The sequence below is a fragment of the Vibrio rumoiensis genome, from assembly GCF_002218045.2.
Classification (GTDB): domain Bacteria; phylum Pseudomonadota; class Gammaproteobacteria; order Enterobacterales; family Vibrionaceae; genus Vibrio; species Vibrio rumoiensis.
On sequence record NZ_AP018687.1, the window covers coordinates 119,844 to 140,286 of the forward strand.

Here is a 20,443-nt window from a genome sequence, read left to right on the forward strand (position 1 = left end):
GTAGTGGCCCTTTTGGGGCATAATCAAAAACGCCCATTCAGATTCGTTTGGTGCTGATTAATTGTTGCAGCAATCATTCCATCGCCAGATGGTGTAGATAGGGTCTTGCCCAATTGCCGGTATAGTACGCGCCAGCCCCCAGGTAAGAGTGGATTCACCAATGACGTGAGATGAATTGGTCTCTGGAACCGGATGCAATAGCGTGAATTTGTACTGCGTTTTGGGAAGTGTTGGACTGATAACACCTCTGCACATTGCCTCAGACCCCATTGTTTTCCATGCCAGACCACGGCGATGCAATGCGGCCAAAACTCTGGTGCTAAGAAGACTGCTATCACGGATAACACCTTTCCCACCGTTCTGATTGCCACTAAACGGATACAAAGTGCCCCATGATCCTGCACACCAGAAAAGCTGTTTTAAAGGCTTTCCTGCGGTTGATGAGATAGCATCCGCTGTACACGCAGCCGCCGCAATTGGGTTTGCCACTGCCGCAGCTTCTGGGTTGGTGAAAAAGGCGAGCTCGTCATTATTCCAAGTAGGGTCAAGCTCAGACATGTACATGATGTCGAGGTCCATATACCCATCAGCATTACAGGTTTGCTTAATGAACAAATCGAGCATCACTAACAAAGGAAACGCATAGTAGTGATAGTGCATAAAAGAACCATCACCACCATCCATGTCGCCCATGCCGTGGTGTCCTTGGTTAGTCCTATCAAACGGGAACCTGACACCATTCAAGACAGATGAGCATCCTGGTACTCGCTGAAACTCAACGAGCCGGGCTGGCTCCCACATTGAAGTGGTAACACCTGGCCGAGGAACTCCGAGATTATCCTCGCACATGCACAGAGGGTTGCTAACGGCCTCACTTGGGAACGAGCCGCCACCTCCACTTATAGGAACCCCAGCTACTTTGATGGGGAAAATACAGCTCCAGCAAATGTCTGTGATCAGCTTACCGCCGATAACTTCTGCATTCTGGCACCCAGGATCAGCCGACACCGAGTTAACCCAAAAGACCGCGCTTACGGTCATGATTCGTAGTATTTTTTTTATCATGGTAAGGCCTTTACGTTATTCAAATGTTTATCCATAACAGCAGGCTTTCCATGAAAGAAACCTTGCTGCCATGACAATCCAAGTAATTTGGCGCTCTCGCCTAAAGGAAAGGTTTCTACTTGTTCAGCAATTAACTGAATACCTTTCCTTCGGCAATGGACAATAGCTGGGTAATCTTCGAGAGAGCGAAGCCTTCTCGCGTCAAACTTACAGTAACGCCAGGGATAACCACTCAAACGCTCCAGAGATGAGTGTTTATCTCCATAATCATCAAGGGCTAATTCAACTCCAGTTTCGATCAACGCATCCCATCTGGATGCAAGTGACGCATCCTGAATGCCCTCTGTAATCTCAATCACAAAACGGCCCGAGTGGTTTTGCGCTATGGCATGAATAACCCTTGTCCATGCTTTGAAAATGACATCAGAGCGCAAAGTGTGCTCTGAGACGTTAAGAAAAAGCGTCGGATATAAATCCAAGCATTGATGTAGGTTTTTCTGGATGAACCTTGCCACTTCCATGTCCACCAGCCCCCAATGAGGTTGAGATAACAGACTGGATGGCGTAAGAACCCGGCCTTCGTCGTACCAGCGAGCCAATACCTCAGCAGCGACAAACGAACCAGTACCGACATCTTTGATTGGTTGGAAAGCCGGGGCAAAAATCATTCATCGCCCTCCTCGGCCAGCTCGCGGACTACGAACATCTTGCCTCTGGAGGTAATCACGCTCGGAGTATGCTCCAGCTCGAAACGAGTAATCAGATCAGGAGTTAGTAGATATACCGGTGCATCAAAGTTGTCGGTGACACTCTTGTAAGAATCCCAGCCTTTGTCTTTATCGAACGAAGTAGCGATGTAGGTGATCCTCTGTACGCCAGGCTCCCGCTTAATTTCAGGCAGTTTTTTGGCGAGCAGATCCATTTGCTTTTTATCTAATGGGTCGAAAACCACAACAGCCTGGGTGAATGTACGAGTTCCTGGCTTGCAAACTTCTTTCGGGTCGCACAGCGGGTTGATCACATCACCAGCATGAGCAAACACGGTGCCATCAGGAGTGCTGATGTCACTGGTGATCATCACACTGGGGTCAATCTCTCTGGTTCGAGCTTTAGAAGCTCTGGGCAGCTCATTGAAGTTCTGTTTGGTCCAAAATCGCTCAGCAGCCTGTTTCTTCTTATCTTCCCAGTCAATATTGGCAAGGCGTTTCTTGGCAACATCAATAAGATCAGGTTCACCTATCTTCTCTACTGGCCCCCTGACACCAAGATCACCCTTCTCGCCGTTATCAACTTCACGAGCAAGCCATACCGGATCGGACAAACCAGACACTTGGGCAACAACATTTGGCTGCTCTCCCGGCAACGGTTCATCTTCGATCATAACAATCGTCGGGACGGCTGTAATTTTGTACGTTTTGAACAATGTAGGGTTGATGATGATGTTCGGCACAGGGTCTTTCTTGGCCGCCAGCGCCTGAATAGCCTTTACCCCCTGCCCCAAGTTCATCCCCTCCGGAATACCACGGAATACAACCACAGCATCAGGCTGACCTGACACTGCCGTTAAGACATCATCTAGCCCCTGTTCACCAAGAGAAAGTGAAGCGAAAACCAGTATCCGATGATCGGTATAGATACCTTTCTCGGCCTGCTTGAGCTGCATTTCCTTTAGTGTCTGGTTGGTAGACTGGAGCTGCTTGAAAAACGTCTTGGCTTCGGCCTGAGCCTGGTCCATGTGTTGGTTTTGCAACAAAGACGGCATTTCCATCTTCTGAGCTCTTTCGGCTATCTGTTTTCCTTGCTCAATAAGCTCCCTGTCCTGCTCTGTAAGCGGGGATTCTTGAGCGACTCCCCCACCAGCTACAGAAAGCATCAATACCGTTAAAACGGTCTTAGAACAGGGGATATGCGCGGCCAATGATTTGATCATTTTTCACAGTCCCCCAATAGCGTGAGTCGAAACTGAATGAGCTTTTGCCCATAAACCAGTAGTTGTCATCTTTCAACGTGGATTTGCCGTAAAAATAGCTCTCTGGCAAATGCAGTTTTCCTGCAAGCTGGAGTCCTTCTCCAACGACATCACCGTTGACGGTGATCTTCCATTTATCGTTGATCTCCACCTTGTCCCCCGGCATCCCTGTTAGGATTTTGACCATGCGGGTCCCGTCCTTGTAAAAAGGCTCCATGTTCTTCGCACTAAAGGCGTACACAGCCCCTTTCTCCAATGACTGGTCTTTGAGATCAATGAGGAAGAAGGTATAACCAGGCAGGCATTTCTCTTGCTGTGGATCAATGCCGATTCGGTAGCGACTGGCAAAAGCTGCACCAGCAGCCCACAAAATAAGAAGAGTCACTCCAGCCTTAACAGCGAAGCGCTTCCAGGACTCCTTTTTGACGAAATATTTAGTGAGATGAAATCTCATTTCAGCACCTCCTCTGGGAGATACAAATCGTTTGGCGCACCAACAACAGTGCTTGCATCAAGCACCAAATACCCTGCGTCTTTCAGCTTCAAAATCGCGTTATTGGTATTAACCATCAGTTTTTCCAACTCCTCTTGAGAAGCTCCAGCAGGATATGCAGACGCAACCTTGGCAAAATCGACCACGACTACAGGCGGAGTTTGATTTAAGCGCTCATGGATACTTGCCGTTTGTTCGTTCATTACGAAGTAACTACCGCCAAAGCCACCAGCGGCACCAAGAACGGCAGCGATTACGATTGATTTAATGTCCATTAATGTCTCCCTGGTTATGCAGCCTGTTTACGGTTTCGCATCACGGCTTTGATAGCCTCAGGGATGCTCATGCCTTGTTTCACAAACTGGTCGATGGCGTTAACGTCCACCGGATCTGTCGAATACAGCAGCTTCTGGAAGTCGCCCACTATCAAGCGTCCTACCCCCATGCCACTCTTCGATTTAATAAAGATTTCTGAGTACACGCCCTGAATGGTGTGTACCGTCTTGAGGGTGTGGAATCCGCCCTCAGAAAGGGTCAGACGACCGCTACGCTTAACGGATTCCACGGTTTCTTCGGTTTGGCCGAGCAGGTACATGCTGGCCGAGTTTTCTGCGATGGCGCGGCCAACAGCGTTTTCATAAAGGTCGTTGATAGACTGGGTTGCAATAACAACTGAACCGCCATACTTACGGAATTTCCGGTAGGCGTGTTCCATAAACGTAGATACTTCACCTTCTTTGAGCAGATCCCATGCTTCATCCACGATGACGACCTTCTTGCGATTACGTTCACCAAGGAATACTTCCTGTTGGATCTGATAGATAAGCTGGAGTAGCACAACCTGACGGAGGTGTTTACGCCCTTGCAGCTCATCGAGCTCCAGTACAGTGAATTGATTCTGGAAGCTGACGTTGTTCTTACGAGAGAAATACTTGCCGTAGCTGCCCTGAGACGTAAAGGCGTAGAGCTGCTGACCAATGTCTCTTAGTCGCATATCTTCACCTTCGAGACAGCGCTCAGCGATGTCGTCAACCTTCATCTCTTTGCCTTTCTCATCCCAAAGACGAGAAAGAACCTGCTTCAACGCAGAGATCTGCCACTCATCCAATAGGCCTTTCGCTGAGGCCATCGCACAAACTAGGCTGACAATCGCGTCCTCTTCGTCTTCATAGTTTTGTATGAGCTCGAACGGGTTAAGACAAACGTGTGTCCCTTCTTCAAAGTGAACAAAGTCACCATTGAGCATTTCCGAAAGTTTCTGGTAAGACTTACCGGCATCAATAACCCAAACCTGGGCTCCCTCAGACAGGTAGGAGAATATGAGTTCGTTGGTAAGGAACGATTTACCCGAGCCAGATTCAGCAGCAATAACCAGGTTTTTGTTCGTGTTACTGTCGTGAAGAGACAAACTCATGAGCTGGCCGTTGCGCGAAATCAGCGCAGCATGGTAGGTCCCAGTTCCCTTCCACTCACCAAACACCGGCAACACTACAGCGGCCTGCTCGGTTGTCATGGTCTTATAGCGAAATAGATCTCTTACCGCGTCACGGTCGGTGCAGAATGGCAGACAGTTGAGGAACATCGGCAGAGCAACGAACTTATCCTCCATCAGCTCGAATCGAGATTCACGCCAAATGTTTCGTGCGGCCATCGCCGCAGCTTCAACACGCTCTTTGGTCGGAGCAAACAAGACCACCGAGTAAGAGATCTTGACGGGCTTAGCCCCCTCTTTCATAGACTCATAAAGAGTGTCGAAACTCTCCTTTTTATCAGCAAGCACCGGCACGAACTTGAGCATAGGGCCGTAGGCTTGGTTTACTGTGAATTGGCGCTTACGCTCCAGAGTGTTTTTCGTACTCTCTGCCTCGGGGAAGAACACATTGGTCACGACCATGTAGTTTTCTTTGATGCTGGAGTTACCGCCACTCAGATCACCTGCATAAGTCAACGCATCACCGAAGTAGAAAACATCAGGCAGTTTCTTCGCTGACATGACTTTTGCGTGGTAATCACCCAGTCTGAGACCGTTCTTACTGACTTCTACATCGGTGCCGTAATCGAAGACTTGCTCGCAGATAGGCTTATCCATTTCCCAGTCAACAGCATCATGCCTCCACGAAGCATCAGGCCCCCAGTTCAGGATTGTGCTCATGATCCGGATGTAGTTCACAGCAGTCATGGTGCGAGGGCGAAGGCCAACGGTTTGAAGTGACGACTCGACCTTCGTGCGGAGCTGGGCTAGGTTTTGGAGCTCGCTTTCACTCGGGTTGTTGTTATTGATTGGAACTTTGCATGTAACAAACAGCTTGAGATCTTGAATCAGGCCATTGTCGTAGGTGCCTTTGTTGGTCTTGGCAGATATGCGGTCAGTCGTGTGATGCTGTAGGAAGTTGATTCTTTCCTTAATAACAGATGTCAGAAGCTCGTGACGGAATCCATCACGCAACCCCATCATCCGATACATCTCCTGGTTGATGTCCGGTGATCGGAACAGAACAAACTGGAGCGTGGCTTTAGATGGAAATTCTTGGTTCAGGAAGCCGTTCATCCGCTCTTGAACTTTTTCATCGGCACCACATAGAGGCTCACACATGAAGCCAAAACCAACGCTGTGGTCGTCCATAAGGAAGACGTGATCGTCTTCGTCATAGGCCAAAACAGGAATAATCCCGGCAGCTCGCAAATGCTCCGGGATCAACGTTTCTTGGAGTTTCTTTTTAATGGTTACGATCATTCAGCACTCTCCAACCATGATTTCATGTTCTTTGGGCGTCCCTTACTAACGCGGCCATCAGGAGCAACAACGAACGGAACTCCTTCAATCCCAATGAAGTGGGCTGTCAACAGCGTTTGGTCATACTGACCGGGGTCGCAATTTTCTTTTGAAGAAAGTGTGCCCAAGGTGTTATTCATCAGCGCATCGAGCGCATGAGTCTTGTCTTTCGCGCAGTACAAGTTCTTGGCGAGTCGATTAGACTCAGCTCCCAGAGCGGGGATTACGACGATTTTGAAGGTGTACTCATCTGCCAACGACTCGGACTCATCTATGAGCTTGTGACAAACAGCACATCGAGGATCGACAAATATCACGACTTCTTTGTCACCGTGCCCCATCGAGAGGGTGTTCAGCGAGTCCACGTCCATGCCCATGTTCTTGAAGTGAATACGCTCTGCCACATCGCGCATCTGGGACATAGTGTTGAGTGGTTTTTTGCTCCAAAGGTCGTAGATTTGTCCTGAAATAACAAAACGCCCGTTTTCGGAAAGGAACATTATTTGTCCGTCACTCTGAACAGCTCGAACCCCCTTAATAGGCAGCTTCACGATGTCCTCTATCTTTGCTGCTCTTGGATCGGTGATTTCCAATTTCGATGACGCATGAGCTGTGCCGGTAATAATCCCGAACACCATCAGCGCCCCAAGTAATTTTGTTCGCATGTCTATCCCCTAAAATTGGATTACTGGATGCTGGGCAGTGTATCTGGGGGATGGGAACAGACTCGCCTCTGTAATAGCCCAATTTGGACAACTCCAGCGAGATACAAAAAAAAGCCCGGTCTGAGCCGGGCTTTGTGAGGAATGAACCTTAGTTCATCGTGACAGCTTCGGATTTGCCACCAGAATCATCGACTCCGACCAAAGAGATAGTCGGCATCGCTTCATAGGTGCCCTTGCTGATAGTGACGCGATCAGAGCTTATGCTTTGCAACTCACCGGCAATGGTCCACTCGTAGGACTTCATTCTACCATCGGTATCTTCGCAGTTCGCATAGACGATCCACGAGCCAACAGTCTCCCTTGAGCTCAGGCTACATGCAGGTAGCTTGTTCTCTGCCACATTGATGTTCACCTCGCCCTCAGCTTCATGCCCCATCTCAGAGGTTATTTTCAGCTTGATGCTGTGCTCACCAGCGCCCAGAGTCGCTCTCCCGTAGTAACCGCTGCCATCCAACGGCGTTCCGTCGATTAAGTAGACACGAGTTGAAATACGGTCGCGTGGGTGGCCGCCAGAAATGTACGGTCGCAACAGCACATCCAGAGGCTCACGCTCGTATTTGTTCGAGCCAGAGTATTGCAGGTCGATAGCGTAAGGAGCTGCCTGGCCTATCTTGAGCGGTTGCTCGATCACAGTCTCATGGCCGCGAGCATCACGGACAGTCACCTTGATGTTGTATTCACCCGGCTCATTGATAACAAAGGACCTGACTATATCCTGACGCTTGTCCTGAATAACTGCGCCTTCCGGCAACTCCCAGTCATAGGTCGGCTCTTCCAGCTTGCCGTTGAAGGCAATTGGTCGCACTGACGCTGTGATCGTTGCAGGAGCCACGTCAGCGTTCTTCCTGATCTGCATACCGAAGCTCGGCCACACATACTGCCACACGCGGGAGCGCAGGCTGTGTGAGGCTTCTGCACCCTGATCTCGGTATCCTTCGATCCAGGTGGTGTACTTCGTTTCTACAGTGGCCTGGTTGAGGTCCGCCTCCGAAGGTTCATACTCGGCGGTATCACCTTGAACAATCGTGCCATTAGGCAGTGTAAAGAACCCGTTCAGCTTCACATCCATCCCACGGTAAGGCAGGCTGGTTTCAGCTTTGAACACGTACTTCTTGCCTGTCTCAATGACTCGCGGCCCAGTCACATAAGGACGAGGGGCTTTAACAGATCGGAAGTCAACAGCCGTCTTCGCTATCTCATAGGCATAACCGTCATCAGCCGGTGCCGTGGCGGAGCGCACCCTAGCCCACAAGCGGTATCGGGTTTCTTCACCACTTGAAAGCGTGATGCTATCACCCGTCTGCGAGTAAGTTTTGCCACCGTCAGTAGACCACTCAACAACGGCATTGCCCCCAGAGACCGGCTCATCGTTCAACGTCAGGTTTGCTGTGTACTTACCTTCACTACCCACAAACAACGTGGTCGGGCCGACAACAGCAATATCTGGTTTGTCATAAGCGACTACACTGACCACTTCGGTGTACTTCTCAGCTCCCGAGTTAACGTTCACCACCTTAGCTCGTACCTGGTACTCACCCTTGTCGAAGGTCTTCACAAGCTGGTACTTGTACCGATCTTCTGGGATGAACTGCTCCCAAGTTTTGCCATCATCCTTACTGGTTTCCCAGACAACTTGGCCGGTAGCCCGAAGGTCCTGACGGTCGTCAAGAGACAACTTGAACACTGCTGTGAATGGAGCTTCACCAGACAGCTTACGCGCATCTACTCCAGCACCGATGGCACCACCACGCAGTACGGTCAGGAAAGCGGGTCTAATGGACAATTCAGTTCGGTTGTACCCCTCAACAGGGCTTTCCAGAACAGCCTCAGCCGAAATACGGACAGAGGTTGTATCCACTCCAGATAGATCCACCGAGAACTGAGCTTCACCATTTGATGCTTCCGCATAATCAGTGAGAGCTACTGTCTCGTTATAGGCCTTTTGCTGGATCAGACGTACTTTCCATACACCCATCGTGTTGGCGTCATAGTCACCGTCAGGTTTGTACTGATCACGGATAAGCACCCGGACAGGCAAGGCCTGAGTATCAATCGCCGTGTCACCTTGAACCTCAACGATAGGCCGGATGCTATCAGAAGGTGAAGCTATAGCTCGGTAGACAACCTCCGCTTTTACATCAGGCACCTTGTTGTACGCAGCATTCACCTTGTAAGTAGTCTCCTCCCACAAAGCTCGCTCATCGGTGTTGATGCGACGATACACCTTGTTGGTGACACCCCACCCAGGAGTGAAGGTTTCAGACTCCAAAACATCAGAGTTGCGCGAGATGGCAATATCCAGATCAGCCCGTTCAGAGTTGATAACGGCATCACCCAGGTAATTACCTGTCATTGGCACCATGTAAATGTTGTCTTTGAAGTTGTACTTAGAGGACAGTTCCACGGTCGGAGCTGGTGGGTCAACAGCTTCGATATTGAACGTTTGGTCGTTCAATGTCACCCGAGTGCCATTACGGGTAAAAATACTTACCCTCCAGCCCAATGGGTGATCTCCGTTCGCAGCCAATGAGCCAGACAGCGAAGGCGATTCCGATAACTGGTCTTGGACCAATCCATCAGGGATCTGCTGCCACTCAAACAGACAGGTTCGGCTTGTACTCCCCACCCCTTTGTTCGCAGCCTCGTTTTTCGCTCGGTCAGCGCTTAGAGTGATTGAACAATCAGGACCTTTGCTCTGCTTGAAGTTCACATCAAAATCTTCAATGACGCGATTCACCTGAGCAATATCATCAATCGGTGAGTAGCCGACAGAATCATAGGCTGTAGTTACCGTCAGGTTCTGAGAGCCTGAACCAACCTTCACCTTGGAGCCATCACCACTGAACAGGTACAGGCTATATTCGACAGGTTGTTCACCAATGCTCACCGCCTGACCGACCAGTCCAGCAACCTTCATACCGTTGTTGTCCTGTGTCGTTTGTTCCGCTTCATCCGGAGTTCTGTCCCACTGGAGCAAACATACCGGATCACGAATCGGGTCTGCGGCCATAGCCACATCTGCTTTCGTAGTAAACCGGCAAGGAACGCCAAGTTCTGGTAAGGCATAGATTTTCACCGGGTCAATAACCTGGCGAATTGTCCATGACTCGGCAGAGAGTTTAGCGGCACCTTTCCAAGTATTGATGTCTACAACCAGGATGGGTGAGTTCGGCGCAGAAGTCATGACAAGAAGGCTGGAAGAGCCTACCTCATCTGGTACAGCAGGTTTAACAGGGATACTCAAGCGTCCACCTGATGCACCAAAATCATGTTGGCTCATGATTCCCATTGTCTGGCCCGGCTCGATGCGAACACCATTAACAACCAGCGGCACTTGTGCATCAGAGCGGAGAGTCGCAAACACGTCATATGAACCTGTCACGACAGCACCATCACTGAGCGTCAGCGGTTTAGTCTCAATGATCCGTTTGCCATCCGCATGAACAAATTCATGAGTGACAGCAGGAATCATGACCTTCCCGTCCATACCATCCGCCAACATCACCTGACGAGGCTTGTACTCGAAGCCAACAGCCTTTTGTACCGCGTTGCCTTGGGCGTCCTCTCCCGCCACAGTCAGCGAGTAAGATTCCCCTTCTTTCAAAGACGGGAACATTACCGGGTACTCAAGGCGGAATCGCCCTTTCGACTCTTCGCGCCAGGACAACTGAACCTTGTCATCGGCTGGGCCTCCGACGAGGGCAATAGAGGTCAGCTTAGGACTCGGGTCGGCAGTATCAGTCAAGGTGATTACAACATCATCCAAAGACTGGATTGGTGCTCCATCACTGATCGATACGGTTAGTGTCGGCGCTGAATTATCTATGCTCATAGCATATTGGGAGCCAGTGAATACCTGCTTAACCTCATTACCGAAAGCATCTTTAGCTACGAGAGATATGCCGGTATATGTGCCCTCTGACAGATTCTCAGCAGAAAATGTGAAAAACCAATCATTTGTGCTACTACGAAGAACTTCAGTACGAGACAACGGACGTTCTTCGCCAGTCGAGGTTATCGCAGACGCACTTGAGTTGGTAGAAATAACCCACTGGTTAACACCCCAACCGTCAAATGAATCAGGCTCACGGAAATGAGCTTTAAAAATCCGCCCATTTCGTTCTAACCCAGCAATTTCAGGAGGGTTAAGGTCATAGCAGAACGTTGCCCCAATCCGATCAGACGGAAGTTCAGGCTTCCCTTCCGGTCGAGACCAATATCCAGGCCACGAACATGAGCGCCCACTGAACGATATATCCGTATCCACTTCTGCATAAGAAGCATTTGCCGGAATTTTAGTAGTAGGCAACCAAGATCCCCATAACTCCTGAGCGTAAGGTCTCGGCTCAACATGAAATCTCAGTTTTTTATAATGGTTAACTGAGCTCATATTAATGGTTTCACCGCGGACCCACTGACCATCATCCCTAAGATATTCAACATACTTACCGTTGGGAGCCAAGCTAACCGATGGATCAGTTTTCACACTGACGGATGTATTACCAAGAGAGTTCATAACCCAGTCGTAAATAATAAACGACTTAGTTTTTGTCCCATGTTGCTGGAATACATCAGCTTGCGTCTGCCGATAATCATATGTACCGTCTTCGGCAATGATATTGCCTTCAATACAGTTTTTATAATCACACCAGTTACCGCTTTGAGCACCGTAAGGTGAAGAAGGATAGGAGTTTGTTTTGGGTATCCGGTAGAGCACCCTGTAGGTATCGGAATAAATGGTCATTCCGTTCTGATAAGGCGCAAAACCTGATAGGGCCTGACCATTAACCTTAAAAGTTGAGGCCTGCGGGTTCTTAGGGTCATACACTGCTACTGGCTCAGGATTCTCTCCAGACTTTGCACCTACTGAATCCCAAGCAATAGGATAGGCTATTGACCCTTTGTTCCCTGCTTTATCCAGGGCCTCGAAATGAAGCGTATATCGATCCTCCCCATTAGGGAACACAGTGCTCCAGTTCAACAACTGGCCTTGGCCGTTGGCGTAATTAACCGAGACAACAGGACTACTCTTGCCTTTGCTATCTACAGCATACGCCTGTATAGAGGAAACCGAAGAACCGGCATCAGATGCAGACACATCTATACCTGAAAATCGGTTAGGACCTCGCAGTAGCGTTCCATCAGAAAGCGCCCGGTTCCATTCCCCTTTTACTGTCACGTTTGCCAAACTTGGCGCTGTCGTATCGACTTGAAGCGGGTATTCATCAGTCTGAACGGAACTTCCGTCTGACGCCAGTATTTCGGCCCTTAGTTTGTAGACTCCCTCGGAAGGAGCCGGTAGTTGAAGTTCCGCACCATAGTAGGATTTTCCACCTACTGTAATACGATCTGTAGCCCCAAGAAGGTGGCTGGTCGCTGTCGAAACCACTGTTCCATCCGACCGAAGCACCGAAATCTTGACCTTACGGTCGATACCGGCACTCAAGGCAAACGAAACGTTGCCCGTCGGGTTGGCGTAGTTGGTATTCGGAGGCAGAGACCGTTGAGTACCATCTGGAGCCTTAAAGGTATATTCCAGCAACTCTGCATGAGCAGCACCAGCGGTAATAACCGCCAGAGCTCCAAGCAACGCCGGAAGTTTAGGCTTAAAATTGATCATCGCATTCTCCATTCGTTTTGAGTTACAGGAACCCAATATCGGAGGTTACGGGATGGTGTGCATAAACATGGGCTGTGAAAGTGCCCTTTTTGAGCAAATGAGGAAAGAGTTGAGAATTTGTTATGACTAGACTTTTTTACCAAAAAATAAGGGCAGCTTTTAGGCTGCCCATATCACTCTATCATTAACGGCGAAGGGTCTTTTACAGACCCAAGCCATTGCTGAGTTGCACAACCGTCGGGATAACCTTCTCTGCATTTTCCAGAGTGGCAGACATGATGGATTCCACAACGGTCGGTGAGTTGTACAGGCCCATACCGCCACCGATACCCATAGCAAATGCCATGAGACTCTGGCGAGCGATACCGCCGACAACGCCGACCAGGATCATCGCACCCGCAACGATTCGACCCAAAGTACCTTGGGTCCAATCCTTGAGAGTTACCCACACGTCATCAAACGCTGTACCACCAGTACCAGCGTGTGCCTGATCAGGCACAAGCAGGAAGGCTACGACCATCAACCCCATGAAGAGGAAGAGTGTTTTGTTTTTACTTGAGGCATTCGCCAACTGATTTACGTTCATTAAGAACATCTCCTATTTAGTTGTTTCAGACTTCGGTTCGTGTGTTACCGTTTGCAGCGGTCTCAAAACTGGCTCACTTTGCGGTGTGCCATCCCCAATTACCCACCTGCGCGGTTCGATTTCGGTGTAGACATACCCTGTCACGATGAGATCACCATTGGTGTCCTCCCAGGGAGCTACCCAAATCCGCATAACCTGCGCGGGTGTGCGAATTGGAATTGGGCGATCCGGAAGACGTGGTGCGACATAATTGTCGATAACCGAATCCCCGGAGTTAGATGAGTTCACTGAAACGTCAGAGGAACCTCCGCCATCCGCTTCCGCTTTGGCCTCGACTTCCTCAGGCTTCATTGGGCGAGGGACATTTCCGTCATTTGTTGCGGCGTAAACGTCTCTCGCTGACATACACTGAACACCACTCGGCATTCCCGGACAGCTATACTCATCGCTACCGATGTTGAGTGAGGAACAGCCCGACAGAACTAGAAGAACTGCTCCCACCCCCAACATCTTTGCCGATCTTACTGCCTGTTCCTTTTGAGCCTTGCCTCTGGAACTGCCCTTTCTGGTCAAAATGTTCAAATTTTTCATTTCTTATTGCCCCCATTGGAACGAATTTGTAACTTGGTGCCTTTTGTCACAATGATGTCTACTTGGCGGCCAGCATCGACCTCGATGACCGGGAAGATACCTTCGGCCATGTCGATGTAGAATTGAGCGATACGATCCAGCGCCTTGCTCGCTCCCTTAGCAGCAGCCCCCTGAAACATCTGATCAGAGAAAACTGACTGATACTGGGTATTTGAGCCAGGGTTAGTGTTAACAACTGGTACAGGGTTGACATCAAAGGCCTCAGACACGCCACCAAGGAACCCAGCCATCAAGCTCTTGGCAATAATCTGCCCTTGCTTCGATACAACGCGGCCTCGAACACCAGCCTTTCCGTCCTCACCAACCGCATAAGAATCAAGCCTCGCTTCAATCACCCCACCGTCTTCCCTGACACAAGAGAATGTTTCACCGCGTAGGTAGGCTCGTTCAGAACTAAGGTCGCCATAGCCTGAAACAATCAGGAAACACTCTCTGACATCCGCACGGAAACGATTAGGCAATATTGCTTCTTTCTGAATCCGAAGAGTTGAAGGGAATGGATCTCGTCGGGCACCCTGGGAAGTAGGCGCATCCATACCGTTGATAAGTACACCTGTCAGGATGGAACCTGACGGCAGATAGAGGGACTCATCATCTTTGTCGTCTTTCACATCAACTTCTGGGGCCTTCTGTGAGTAGCTCACAATCTGAATGCCTGGCTTAGTGGCATCACGGCCATCACCTTTACCTGTTGCTGGAGCTCCACCCTTCGAGTCCGGGAGTGGTGCGTCACGGAAAAAAGATGCCGGATCTTTGTAGTCCAGCTTTTTCTCCATGAACTGACCTTGACCTTCACCGTCTGATGCACCATTAACATCTGCTCTGGCATCACCTGTTGAAGAGGCCGTTTTTCCACCAGCCTCACCAGTTTCAACCTTCTTAGCCAACTCCATATTTTTCTGAGTCAGGCGATCAAGGTCTTGGCGTAGGCGAGAAATCTCTCTACCAACATCGCTGGATTTACCGGCAGTATCCTTTGTTTCCTCCAGCTCTCTCTTGACTCTATCCAGCTCCTTTTTCAGATCCGAATTCTCACGAGATACCATCTTCACATCGGCAGACAGCGAATCTATCCCTATCTCACGGGTGTTTTTGTCTGTGAGGACATGTTTGATGGTTTCTTGCCTACCGCGTTTTTCTTCCTTCTTCGGCTCACCAGAGAACATCGTCACTACTGCAAAAAGAACGAATAGGCCACCAGCAATCGCTACCCAGCGTTTCTTTTGGGGGTCTAGCTCAGTCCAGAATCGTTTGATCATTGACCACCTCCTAATAGCGAAGGACGCTTAGACGTTGGAGCAATTCCACGCTTTTGTTTCTTCGCTACATAGAGTTCCGTTTTCTGGCCGGGCTCAAGCACGTTGAGCGGCCACGTAGTAACAGCAGCAACATCCCAGCTTCCACAAAGAGCCTCTTTGAACTCGATAGGCTGTTCAGAAACGTTCTGTGCTACACCGATGAATACATTCAGGTGATGCCCCATCATGTATTGCCCTTTTCCGAAATCCACCTTAATCCCAGGGTGTGAGCAACTAGGTACAGCGACTCCGGCAGGGATACGGTTCAACGTATAACCCTGTGGAACTTCCCCGATGGCAATTTTCCTGAACACAGAGCGGATAGTTTCGACGTAAGGCTGACTCTGTTCCCAAGCCTCAGCCTTGGAATTAGCAAATGCCCCACTGATCCCTACACCACCATCGAGTTTGAGAAATACTTCTCTAGGCGGAATACGGCGAGGAACCATCGTTAGGCTTAATGCTTGGGCTTCTGAGCCTTTTTCCGTAATGAACATAGTCACAGGGTATTGTTTATCCGTAGCGACATAGACCACGTTCTCTTTGATACAAACCTCACCGCATTGACCGTTTTCGTTTGCTCCAGTCAGGGAAGTGGAGACAATCTCCGGATTACTGAAAGGTGTTACAACACGATTGGGATGACCAATGGCAATAGGGATTATTTGGTTTACACCGGGCTTCATCGTCAGCATGGGGTTTTCATTTACATGGCCCACTACTTCACTGGTATTTTGTCCCGACGTCACAGGGGCTGGAACGTCTTTTTTCATAACGCTTGCCGGGACAACAGGAATATCATCCGAGGCATAGGCCATTGATGTTCCAAGCGCCAAGGACAGCGCCAGAAGCGAAATTTTAGCGTTGTTCTTCATTCTTTCTCCGGTTCTCTTCTTTGCGCTGGAGTTGCTCCAAAACAGCTTTGGTGCGTGGCTTTCCTACATAGGTGTCGATGTAGTCAAGCACGGGCGCGTAGTTTGAAATCTTGATAGCGAACTCGTAGGAGCGTTCGCTACGTTCCTCGTTAGAAGAAGCCCCTTTGACATAGGAATATCCGTAGACAAAAACCTTGTCGCTCTTGGGCTCATACTCAACAAATCTCGGCTCGAACCTCATGGTTACTCGGTCGTTCTTGATCTGCTGAGCTTGAATTTCGATGGCATCAATCACGTCTTGATAGATGCTCGGGGAGAGAAGCGGGGTAAGCCGTTCCTTAACGAAATCGACAGTTCCGGGAGTCACATTTCCAAGCAACTGAGCAAAGGCAAAACCCCAAGCCTCTTTATACGACTGGGAGGCGTTGTTTTTTGTCACCCAGGCTTCTTCGGTCAGAGTGAACGGCTGCATAGTGACGATTGTTTCCTTGCTGAAAACTTGGATAACTAGCAGCAAAACGATTGCGATGAGACCACCCTGAAAGACTCGACCCCACTTATTTTCTGTTTGGGTCCCTTCCCAGGTCTTGAGATACTTTTTAAAGTTCAAGGCAAATACCTCCGGACAAACGGGTTCTTGAGAGATTTGGCCTTGGTCATAATGAACCCGGCCCAGTAGATCATGTGGAGCAGGTATCCATCCGGATGGTTATCCCTGAACCGTCGATAAAGGTTGGTTACAAGTAACCCCCCTAAAAAGCAGATCAAGGCCTTACCGATGATGACTCCAATAGTTAGCCCCAAAAGCATTGGGGCCAACTCATCTGCGCTCCACAACAGCAGATGCGGTGGCTCATCAACCCGGCGCGGTATCTTTACAGGCTTCATAGCAACCCTCTTCTTTTCCTAGTGGACTGTATTCTCTTTCAAGGGGACTAATTTTTTGCCACGGCTTCGCGCCCTTTTCGGGCACTTCCAGCGACAAATAAAAAAAGGCAGCCGAAGCTGCCCCTTTTACTTTCATAGGATCGGTTATTAGTTCTGAGAAACTGCAACTGAATCTTTTTCAGAAGAAGCAACGCCAATTTCATTGGCAGTGCGAATACCGGCCAGCGCTTCCTGTTCCTTTTTGGCCTTGGCTTTAAACTTGAACATAAAACTGTACGCCGCCAGCAAAAAGAAGCTGAAAATACCCCAGTAGGTCTGAACAGTACCCAGAGCCTTAATCGGATCACTTGCAGCTCCGTTGACAGCATCAGCGGTCAACTTGACCCACTGACTCCAGTCAAACCCTGCCGCAAATGCAGACAGCCAGAAGGCGACCGCTACGGGAAGGATAAAGATGCACATAAGCACCGCGTTCATCAAAAACCAGAAAAATTGTTTATTAACGTTCACACTTCCTCCCATTAACCTAGAAAATTGAATGCGTGTTCCAGGTTCATCCCTGCAACAACACCTATAACGAACATCACCTGCCATACAAGGAACTGCCAGGAGATGAATGAACCAGATGAGCTTTCGCTTTCTCTGACGTGAGCTTGTGCGGACATAACCCCTCCAAATAACTTGTCGTCATCACGGATGTAATCGTCTCTTAATTGAGCAATCTAGGAACAGTGCTGTTACGGCCCATTTTGGGCACTTTATGGAGGTTTATTCGAGGAGATGATAAAAGCGGGAGGCGAAAAACTTTCACATGTGAAAGTTCAAAGCGGCCAATGGCCGCTTGTTTCACATTGTTCTATTGTGCCGGAGCTCTCGATAAGCATCCCATGCTTGCTCTGATGAGACACCTCGACGACCAACATCTGTGGCGCACTCAAGGTCCATCTTGTACTGCTTAACCTTCTGGTCTGCTGTATCGCTCCAGCTCATAGCTGATGGGTACTTGGCAACACTAAACACATTTTCAAGTTCAGCCTGATAGTAGTCGTTTTGTAACAGAGGTTCGGTTTCACCATCATCCCAGCGAATGTAAGCCTTATCCTGGAGGGCTTTCAAGTGCAAAGGCACCAGTAAGGTGGAAATCACTTCGTCAGCACGGATGTCCTTGTAAGCACACCAGTGCGGCTTCACGGTGATCACGCCATTAACCAAAACGATGTCACAAGCCAGCGTTGCTTTCACATTATCGTTGACATCTTGACGAGCATAGATTTCCACATAGCCAACCTGTTTGGTATCAACCTTGTCGATGAAACTCCAAAAGCTGGGGTACGACGTTCCATCGCTGAGCGTCAACTGACCGTCATGCTCTTTCAACATACGGTTCAGTTGTGCGGTGAAGAACTCTGCTGATACTTTTCTTGCCAATGGCTCCATATCACTCAGCCGTAGAGTGGCTCCTCCACTCCCCTCATACACCTCTCCAAAAAAGAAATCTCTCTTACGCATTAGACTTTGCCTCCTTTAATTGCTTGCTGGGTCAGCTTGATCCAGTTCAATGGGTTTTCACAGTCAACATGGTTGCCAGCGGCACCAACTACTGTTTTGTATGCCTCCGAGCCTGCCGCAGTGTGTACCGCCAGCATAAACGAAAACATAGGGTCATTTTGCATAGTTCCTATCATCATTGCACTGGAGGTATCTTTTAGCTGGCAGTTTTGAACCCGAAGATTGAGCACATCTTTTGCCACCATTTCACAGTCAGGGCAAACTTTCTCAAGGTTTTTGAGCTTTGCGTCGTCATTGAGCACATCAGGTGCAGCGATGGCAGTACCGGTCATAAACAATCCCAGCGCCAGCAGATGAATTTTCTTGGTTACGTTCATGGTTTCTCTCTATATCGTTCCAATTTCGTTTCTGTAGAAGAACAGTGGCCCCGAGACTGTTCTGAGCTCGGGCGTTATTTGCTTTACTCTTGAGCAGATGTGCTGCTTGAATACGTTGTGGTATCCGTACATTGTTGGTCGTGTGAATGCAGAGTAAATGATGATGGTGATAGCCGCGCCAGCGGCCCACCCGATCACATCTGGATAGAAAAGTCCTGATACGTCAGAAATTCGCTCTGGTGCAACCATGCTGCACAAAAACAGCACCCAGAACCATGCGACTGGCATAACAAAGACCATCTTCCCGACGCAAGCAATTAACACCTTAACCAAATTCAAAATCTGCACCCAGTAAAGCCACAACTCTGACAGGGACTGGCGACGTATCAACTGATAGACATTCCGTGGAATGTCACACAGATGCACACCATCTTGATTTAAAACGGAGTAGCTCATTCCCCCTCCTATACCCGTTTTTGTAGGTTGCCGAACGTCAGGCCTACCAGAACGCAACAGGTCATCATCGTAAGTGGAATGACAACCGGATCGAGAGCTATAGGGACGAAGAATGCGATGAACAAACCAGCCATCAAGTACATTGTTCCGCGAACGCTATAGCGATGCAAAACTGGGCTTGCGTAGTCGAAGTTGGTCCGTTTGATGCGCCAGGTCATCATCCCATCGTACACAGCCGGTACAAACAGGATGAGCATATAGGGAGCCCAAGCAGCTAACAGCGCCAGTCTGGTATAGAACTGGTAAATGACGTTAACAAAGGCCTCCATGCGACCCTTAACCCACGCGAACCAGCCCTTCCCCATATCCTGCATACCCTTGGATTTCTGGCGCTCTTCTTCTGAGGGGATCAACGTTTGGTACATCCCTTCATAGAAGCCAGAATCAATAATGCTCGACCGGAACCAGGTAGATGCTTTGTCCTGTATCCAGTCTCTGGCTTCGATCCCGAGACTCTGCTCCACCAGCACAGACTCTCTTTTGATAGCTTTGTCTGTCCAGTCACCTGGGATCAGCAGCAATATCGCAAGTATCTCAATAGCCAGCAGCCATGCGACCAGCAACCACGGCTTGTTCATAGTCAGTTCTCCTTAAAACAATTTTCACACTTTCACAGGTGATGAGTTCATACAGCAAGCCGCGCAAAGATGTTTCATCCTCGTGGGGCTGCGGGTTAATAGATAATTCTCCAGGATGGGAAGACAGCCACAGTGAGAACGGTTCTCCTGAATCGACAGACCATAAATCGCCACCGCAATCGACGATTTGTACTTCCAGCGCCCGGCAAGTCTCGGTAATGAGAGTTTCTAAAAACGCCCCTATTCGGGCTGGGTCTTCGTACTTTTCTCTCTGTTCATGAAACACAAGCTGGCTGTAGCGATGAAGAGCCTCTTCAATGATCGGGTAAATCACTGGCTCTTGATTAGCCTTAATACCGTCTGTGATGTAGCAGCTCAGCTTCTCGATGATGACCTCTGATGCAGGCCAATCGAATTGAAGGATGCTCAGGATATGAGCATTTTTGCGGCCACGATTTTTCAATTCATTCATAACCCGGTCAAAAGGGTTCACATCGACCATGATGGCTACCTCGTAGTT

Annotated in this window: 21 protein-coding genes; all 21 read right to left on the reverse strand. The window is 49.3% G+C overall.

Annotated elements, in window-relative coordinates; genetic code table 11:
* Positions 1-57 precede the first annotated feature (57 nt).
* Entirely contained in the window at positions 58-1,065 is a 1,008-nt protein-coding gene (locus VRUMOI_RS18530; protein WP_022635548.1) for a TraU family protein, read from the reverse strand.
* Positions 1,062-1,733, reverse strand: coding sequence for an EAL domain-containing protein (locus tag VRUMOI_RS18535; protein ID WP_071681744.1), 672 nt, complete (start codon positions 1,731-1,733; stop codon positions 1,062-1,064). Before VRUMOI_RS18535 ends, VRUMOI_RS18530 begins: the two co-directional genes overlap by 4 nt.
* The gene (locus VRUMOI_RS18540) at positions 1,730-2,995 is read right to left on the reverse strand and encodes a TrbC family F-type conjugative pilus assembly protein (RefSeq protein WP_089140448.1); all 1,266 of its coding nucleotides are present in this window, start codon (positions 2,993-2,995) and stop codon (positions 1,730-1,732) included. The genes VRUMOI_RS18535 and VRUMOI_RS18540 overlap by 4 nt, the downstream gene beginning before the upstream one ends.
* A complete protein-coding gene (locus VRUMOI_RS18545; RefSeq protein ID WP_089140449.1) occupies positions 2,958-3,488 on the reverse strand; it encodes a S26 family signal peptidase in 531 nt (176 codons plus the stop codon). Before VRUMOI_RS18545 ends, VRUMOI_RS18540 begins: the two co-directional genes overlap by 38 nt.
* The gene (locus VRUMOI_RS18550) at positions 3,485-3,802 is read right to left on the reverse strand and encodes a hypothetical protein (RefSeq protein ID WP_013141553.1); all 318 of its coding nucleotides are present in this window, start codon (positions 3,800-3,802) and stop codon (positions 3,485-3,487) included. Before VRUMOI_RS18550 ends, VRUMOI_RS18545 begins: the two co-directional genes overlap by 4 nt.
* 14 nt (positions 3,803-3,816) lie before the next feature.
* A complete protein-coding gene (gene traC, locus VRUMOI_RS18555) occupies positions 3,817-6,261 on the reverse strand; it encodes a type IV secretion system protein TraC (protein ID WP_022635545.1) in 2,445 nt (814 codons plus the stop codon).
* Positions 6,258-6,965: a DsbC family protein gene (locus VRUMOI_RS18560; RefSeq protein WP_089140450.1), complete on the reverse strand. Its 708-nt coding sequence runs from the start codon at positions 6,963-6,965 to the stop codon at positions 6,258-6,260. Before VRUMOI_RS18560 ends, traC begins: the two co-directional genes overlap by 4 nt.
* A 148-nt stretch (positions 6,966-7,113) precedes the next feature.
* Positions 7,114-12,645, reverse strand: a complete 5,532-nt coding sequence (locus VRUMOI_RS18565) for an Ig-like domain-containing protein (protein WP_089140451.1) — start codon at positions 12,643-12,645, stop codon at positions 7,114-7,116.
* A 202-nt stretch (positions 12,646-12,847) separates the two neighbouring features.
* On the reverse strand, positions 12,848-13,216 hold the full coding sequence (traA, locus tag VRUMOI_RS18570) for a TraA family conjugative transfer protein (RefSeq protein WP_408138483.1): 369 nt from the start codon (positions 13,214-13,216) through the stop codon (positions 12,848-12,850).
* 27 nt (positions 13,217-13,243) lie between these two features.
* Positions 13,244-13,822: a type IV conjugative transfer system lipoprotein TraV gene (traV, locus tag VRUMOI_RS18575; protein ID WP_010845916.1), complete on the reverse strand. Its 579-nt coding sequence runs from the start codon at positions 13,820-13,822 to the stop codon at positions 13,244-13,246.
* Positions 13,819-15,138 carry a TraB/VirB10 family protein gene (locus VRUMOI_RS18580; protein ID WP_071681777.1) on the reverse strand — a complete coding sequence of 440 codons (1,320 nt, stop codon included), beginning with the start codon at positions 15,136-15,138 and terminating at the stop codon, positions 13,819-13,821. Before VRUMOI_RS18580 ends, traV begins: the two co-directional genes overlap by 4 nt.
* Positions 15,138-16,055: a TraK domain-containing protein gene (locus VRUMOI_RS18585; protein ID WP_022635540.1), complete on the reverse strand. Its 918-nt coding sequence runs from the start codon at positions 16,053-16,055 to the stop codon at positions 15,138-15,140. The genes VRUMOI_RS18580 and VRUMOI_RS18585 overlap by 1 nt, the downstream gene beginning before the upstream one ends.
* Positions 16,039-16,665, reverse strand: coding sequence for a TraE/TraK family type IV conjugative transfer system protein (locus VRUMOI_RS18590; protein WP_022635539.1), 627 nt, complete (start codon positions 16,663-16,665; stop codon positions 16,039-16,041). Before VRUMOI_RS18590 ends, VRUMOI_RS18585 begins: the two co-directional genes overlap by 17 nt.
* Positions 16,662-16,943: a type IV conjugative transfer system protein TraL gene (gene traL, locus VRUMOI_RS18595; RefSeq protein WP_000805625.1), complete on the reverse strand. Its 282-nt coding sequence runs from the start codon at positions 16,941-16,943 to the stop codon at positions 16,662-16,664. The genes VRUMOI_RS18590 and traL overlap by 4 nt, the downstream gene beginning before the upstream one ends.
* 147 nt (positions 16,944-17,090) lie before the next feature.
* Positions 17,091-17,453, reverse strand: a complete 363-nt coding sequence (locus VRUMOI_RS18600; RefSeq protein WP_231897578.1) for a hypothetical protein — start codon at positions 17,451-17,453, stop codon at positions 17,091-17,093.
* An 11-nt stretch (positions 17,454-17,464) separates the two neighbouring features.
* A complete protein-coding gene (locus VRUMOI_RS19400; protein ID WP_001275801.1) occupies positions 17,465-17,608 on the reverse strand; it encodes a hypothetical protein in 144 nt (47 codons plus the stop codon).
* A 181-nt stretch (positions 17,609-17,789) separates the two neighbouring features.
* Positions 17,790-18,452, reverse strand: a complete 663-nt coding sequence (locus VRUMOI_RS18605) for a hypothetical protein (RefSeq protein ID WP_022635538.1) — start codon at positions 18,450-18,452, stop codon at positions 17,790-17,792.
* Positions 18,452-18,829: a hypothetical protein gene (locus VRUMOI_RS18610; RefSeq protein ID WP_013141541.1), complete on the reverse strand. Its 378-nt coding sequence runs from the start codon at positions 18,827-18,829 to the stop codon at positions 18,452-18,454. Before VRUMOI_RS18610 ends, VRUMOI_RS18605 begins: the two co-directional genes overlap by 1 nt.
* Positions 18,830-18,838: 9 nt before the next feature.
* A complete protein-coding gene (locus tag VRUMOI_RS18615) occupies positions 18,839-19,285 on the reverse strand; it encodes a hypothetical protein (RefSeq protein ID WP_071681752.1) in 447 nt (148 codons plus the stop codon).
* Positions 19,286-19,293: 8 nt separating this feature from the next.
* Positions 19,294-19,923, reverse strand: coding sequence for a DUF4400 domain-containing protein (locus tag VRUMOI_RS18620; protein ID WP_022635537.1), 630 nt, complete (start codon positions 19,921-19,923; stop codon positions 19,294-19,296).
* Positions 19,880-20,425 (reverse strand): hypothetical protein, encoded by a 546-nt coding sequence (locus VRUMOI_RS18625; RefSeq protein ID WP_023044870.1) that lies wholly within the window; start codon positions 20,423-20,425, stop codon positions 19,880-19,882. The genes VRUMOI_RS18620 and VRUMOI_RS18625 overlap by 44 nt, the downstream gene beginning before the upstream one ends.
* Between the last annotated feature and the right edge of the window lie 18 nt (positions 20,426-20,443).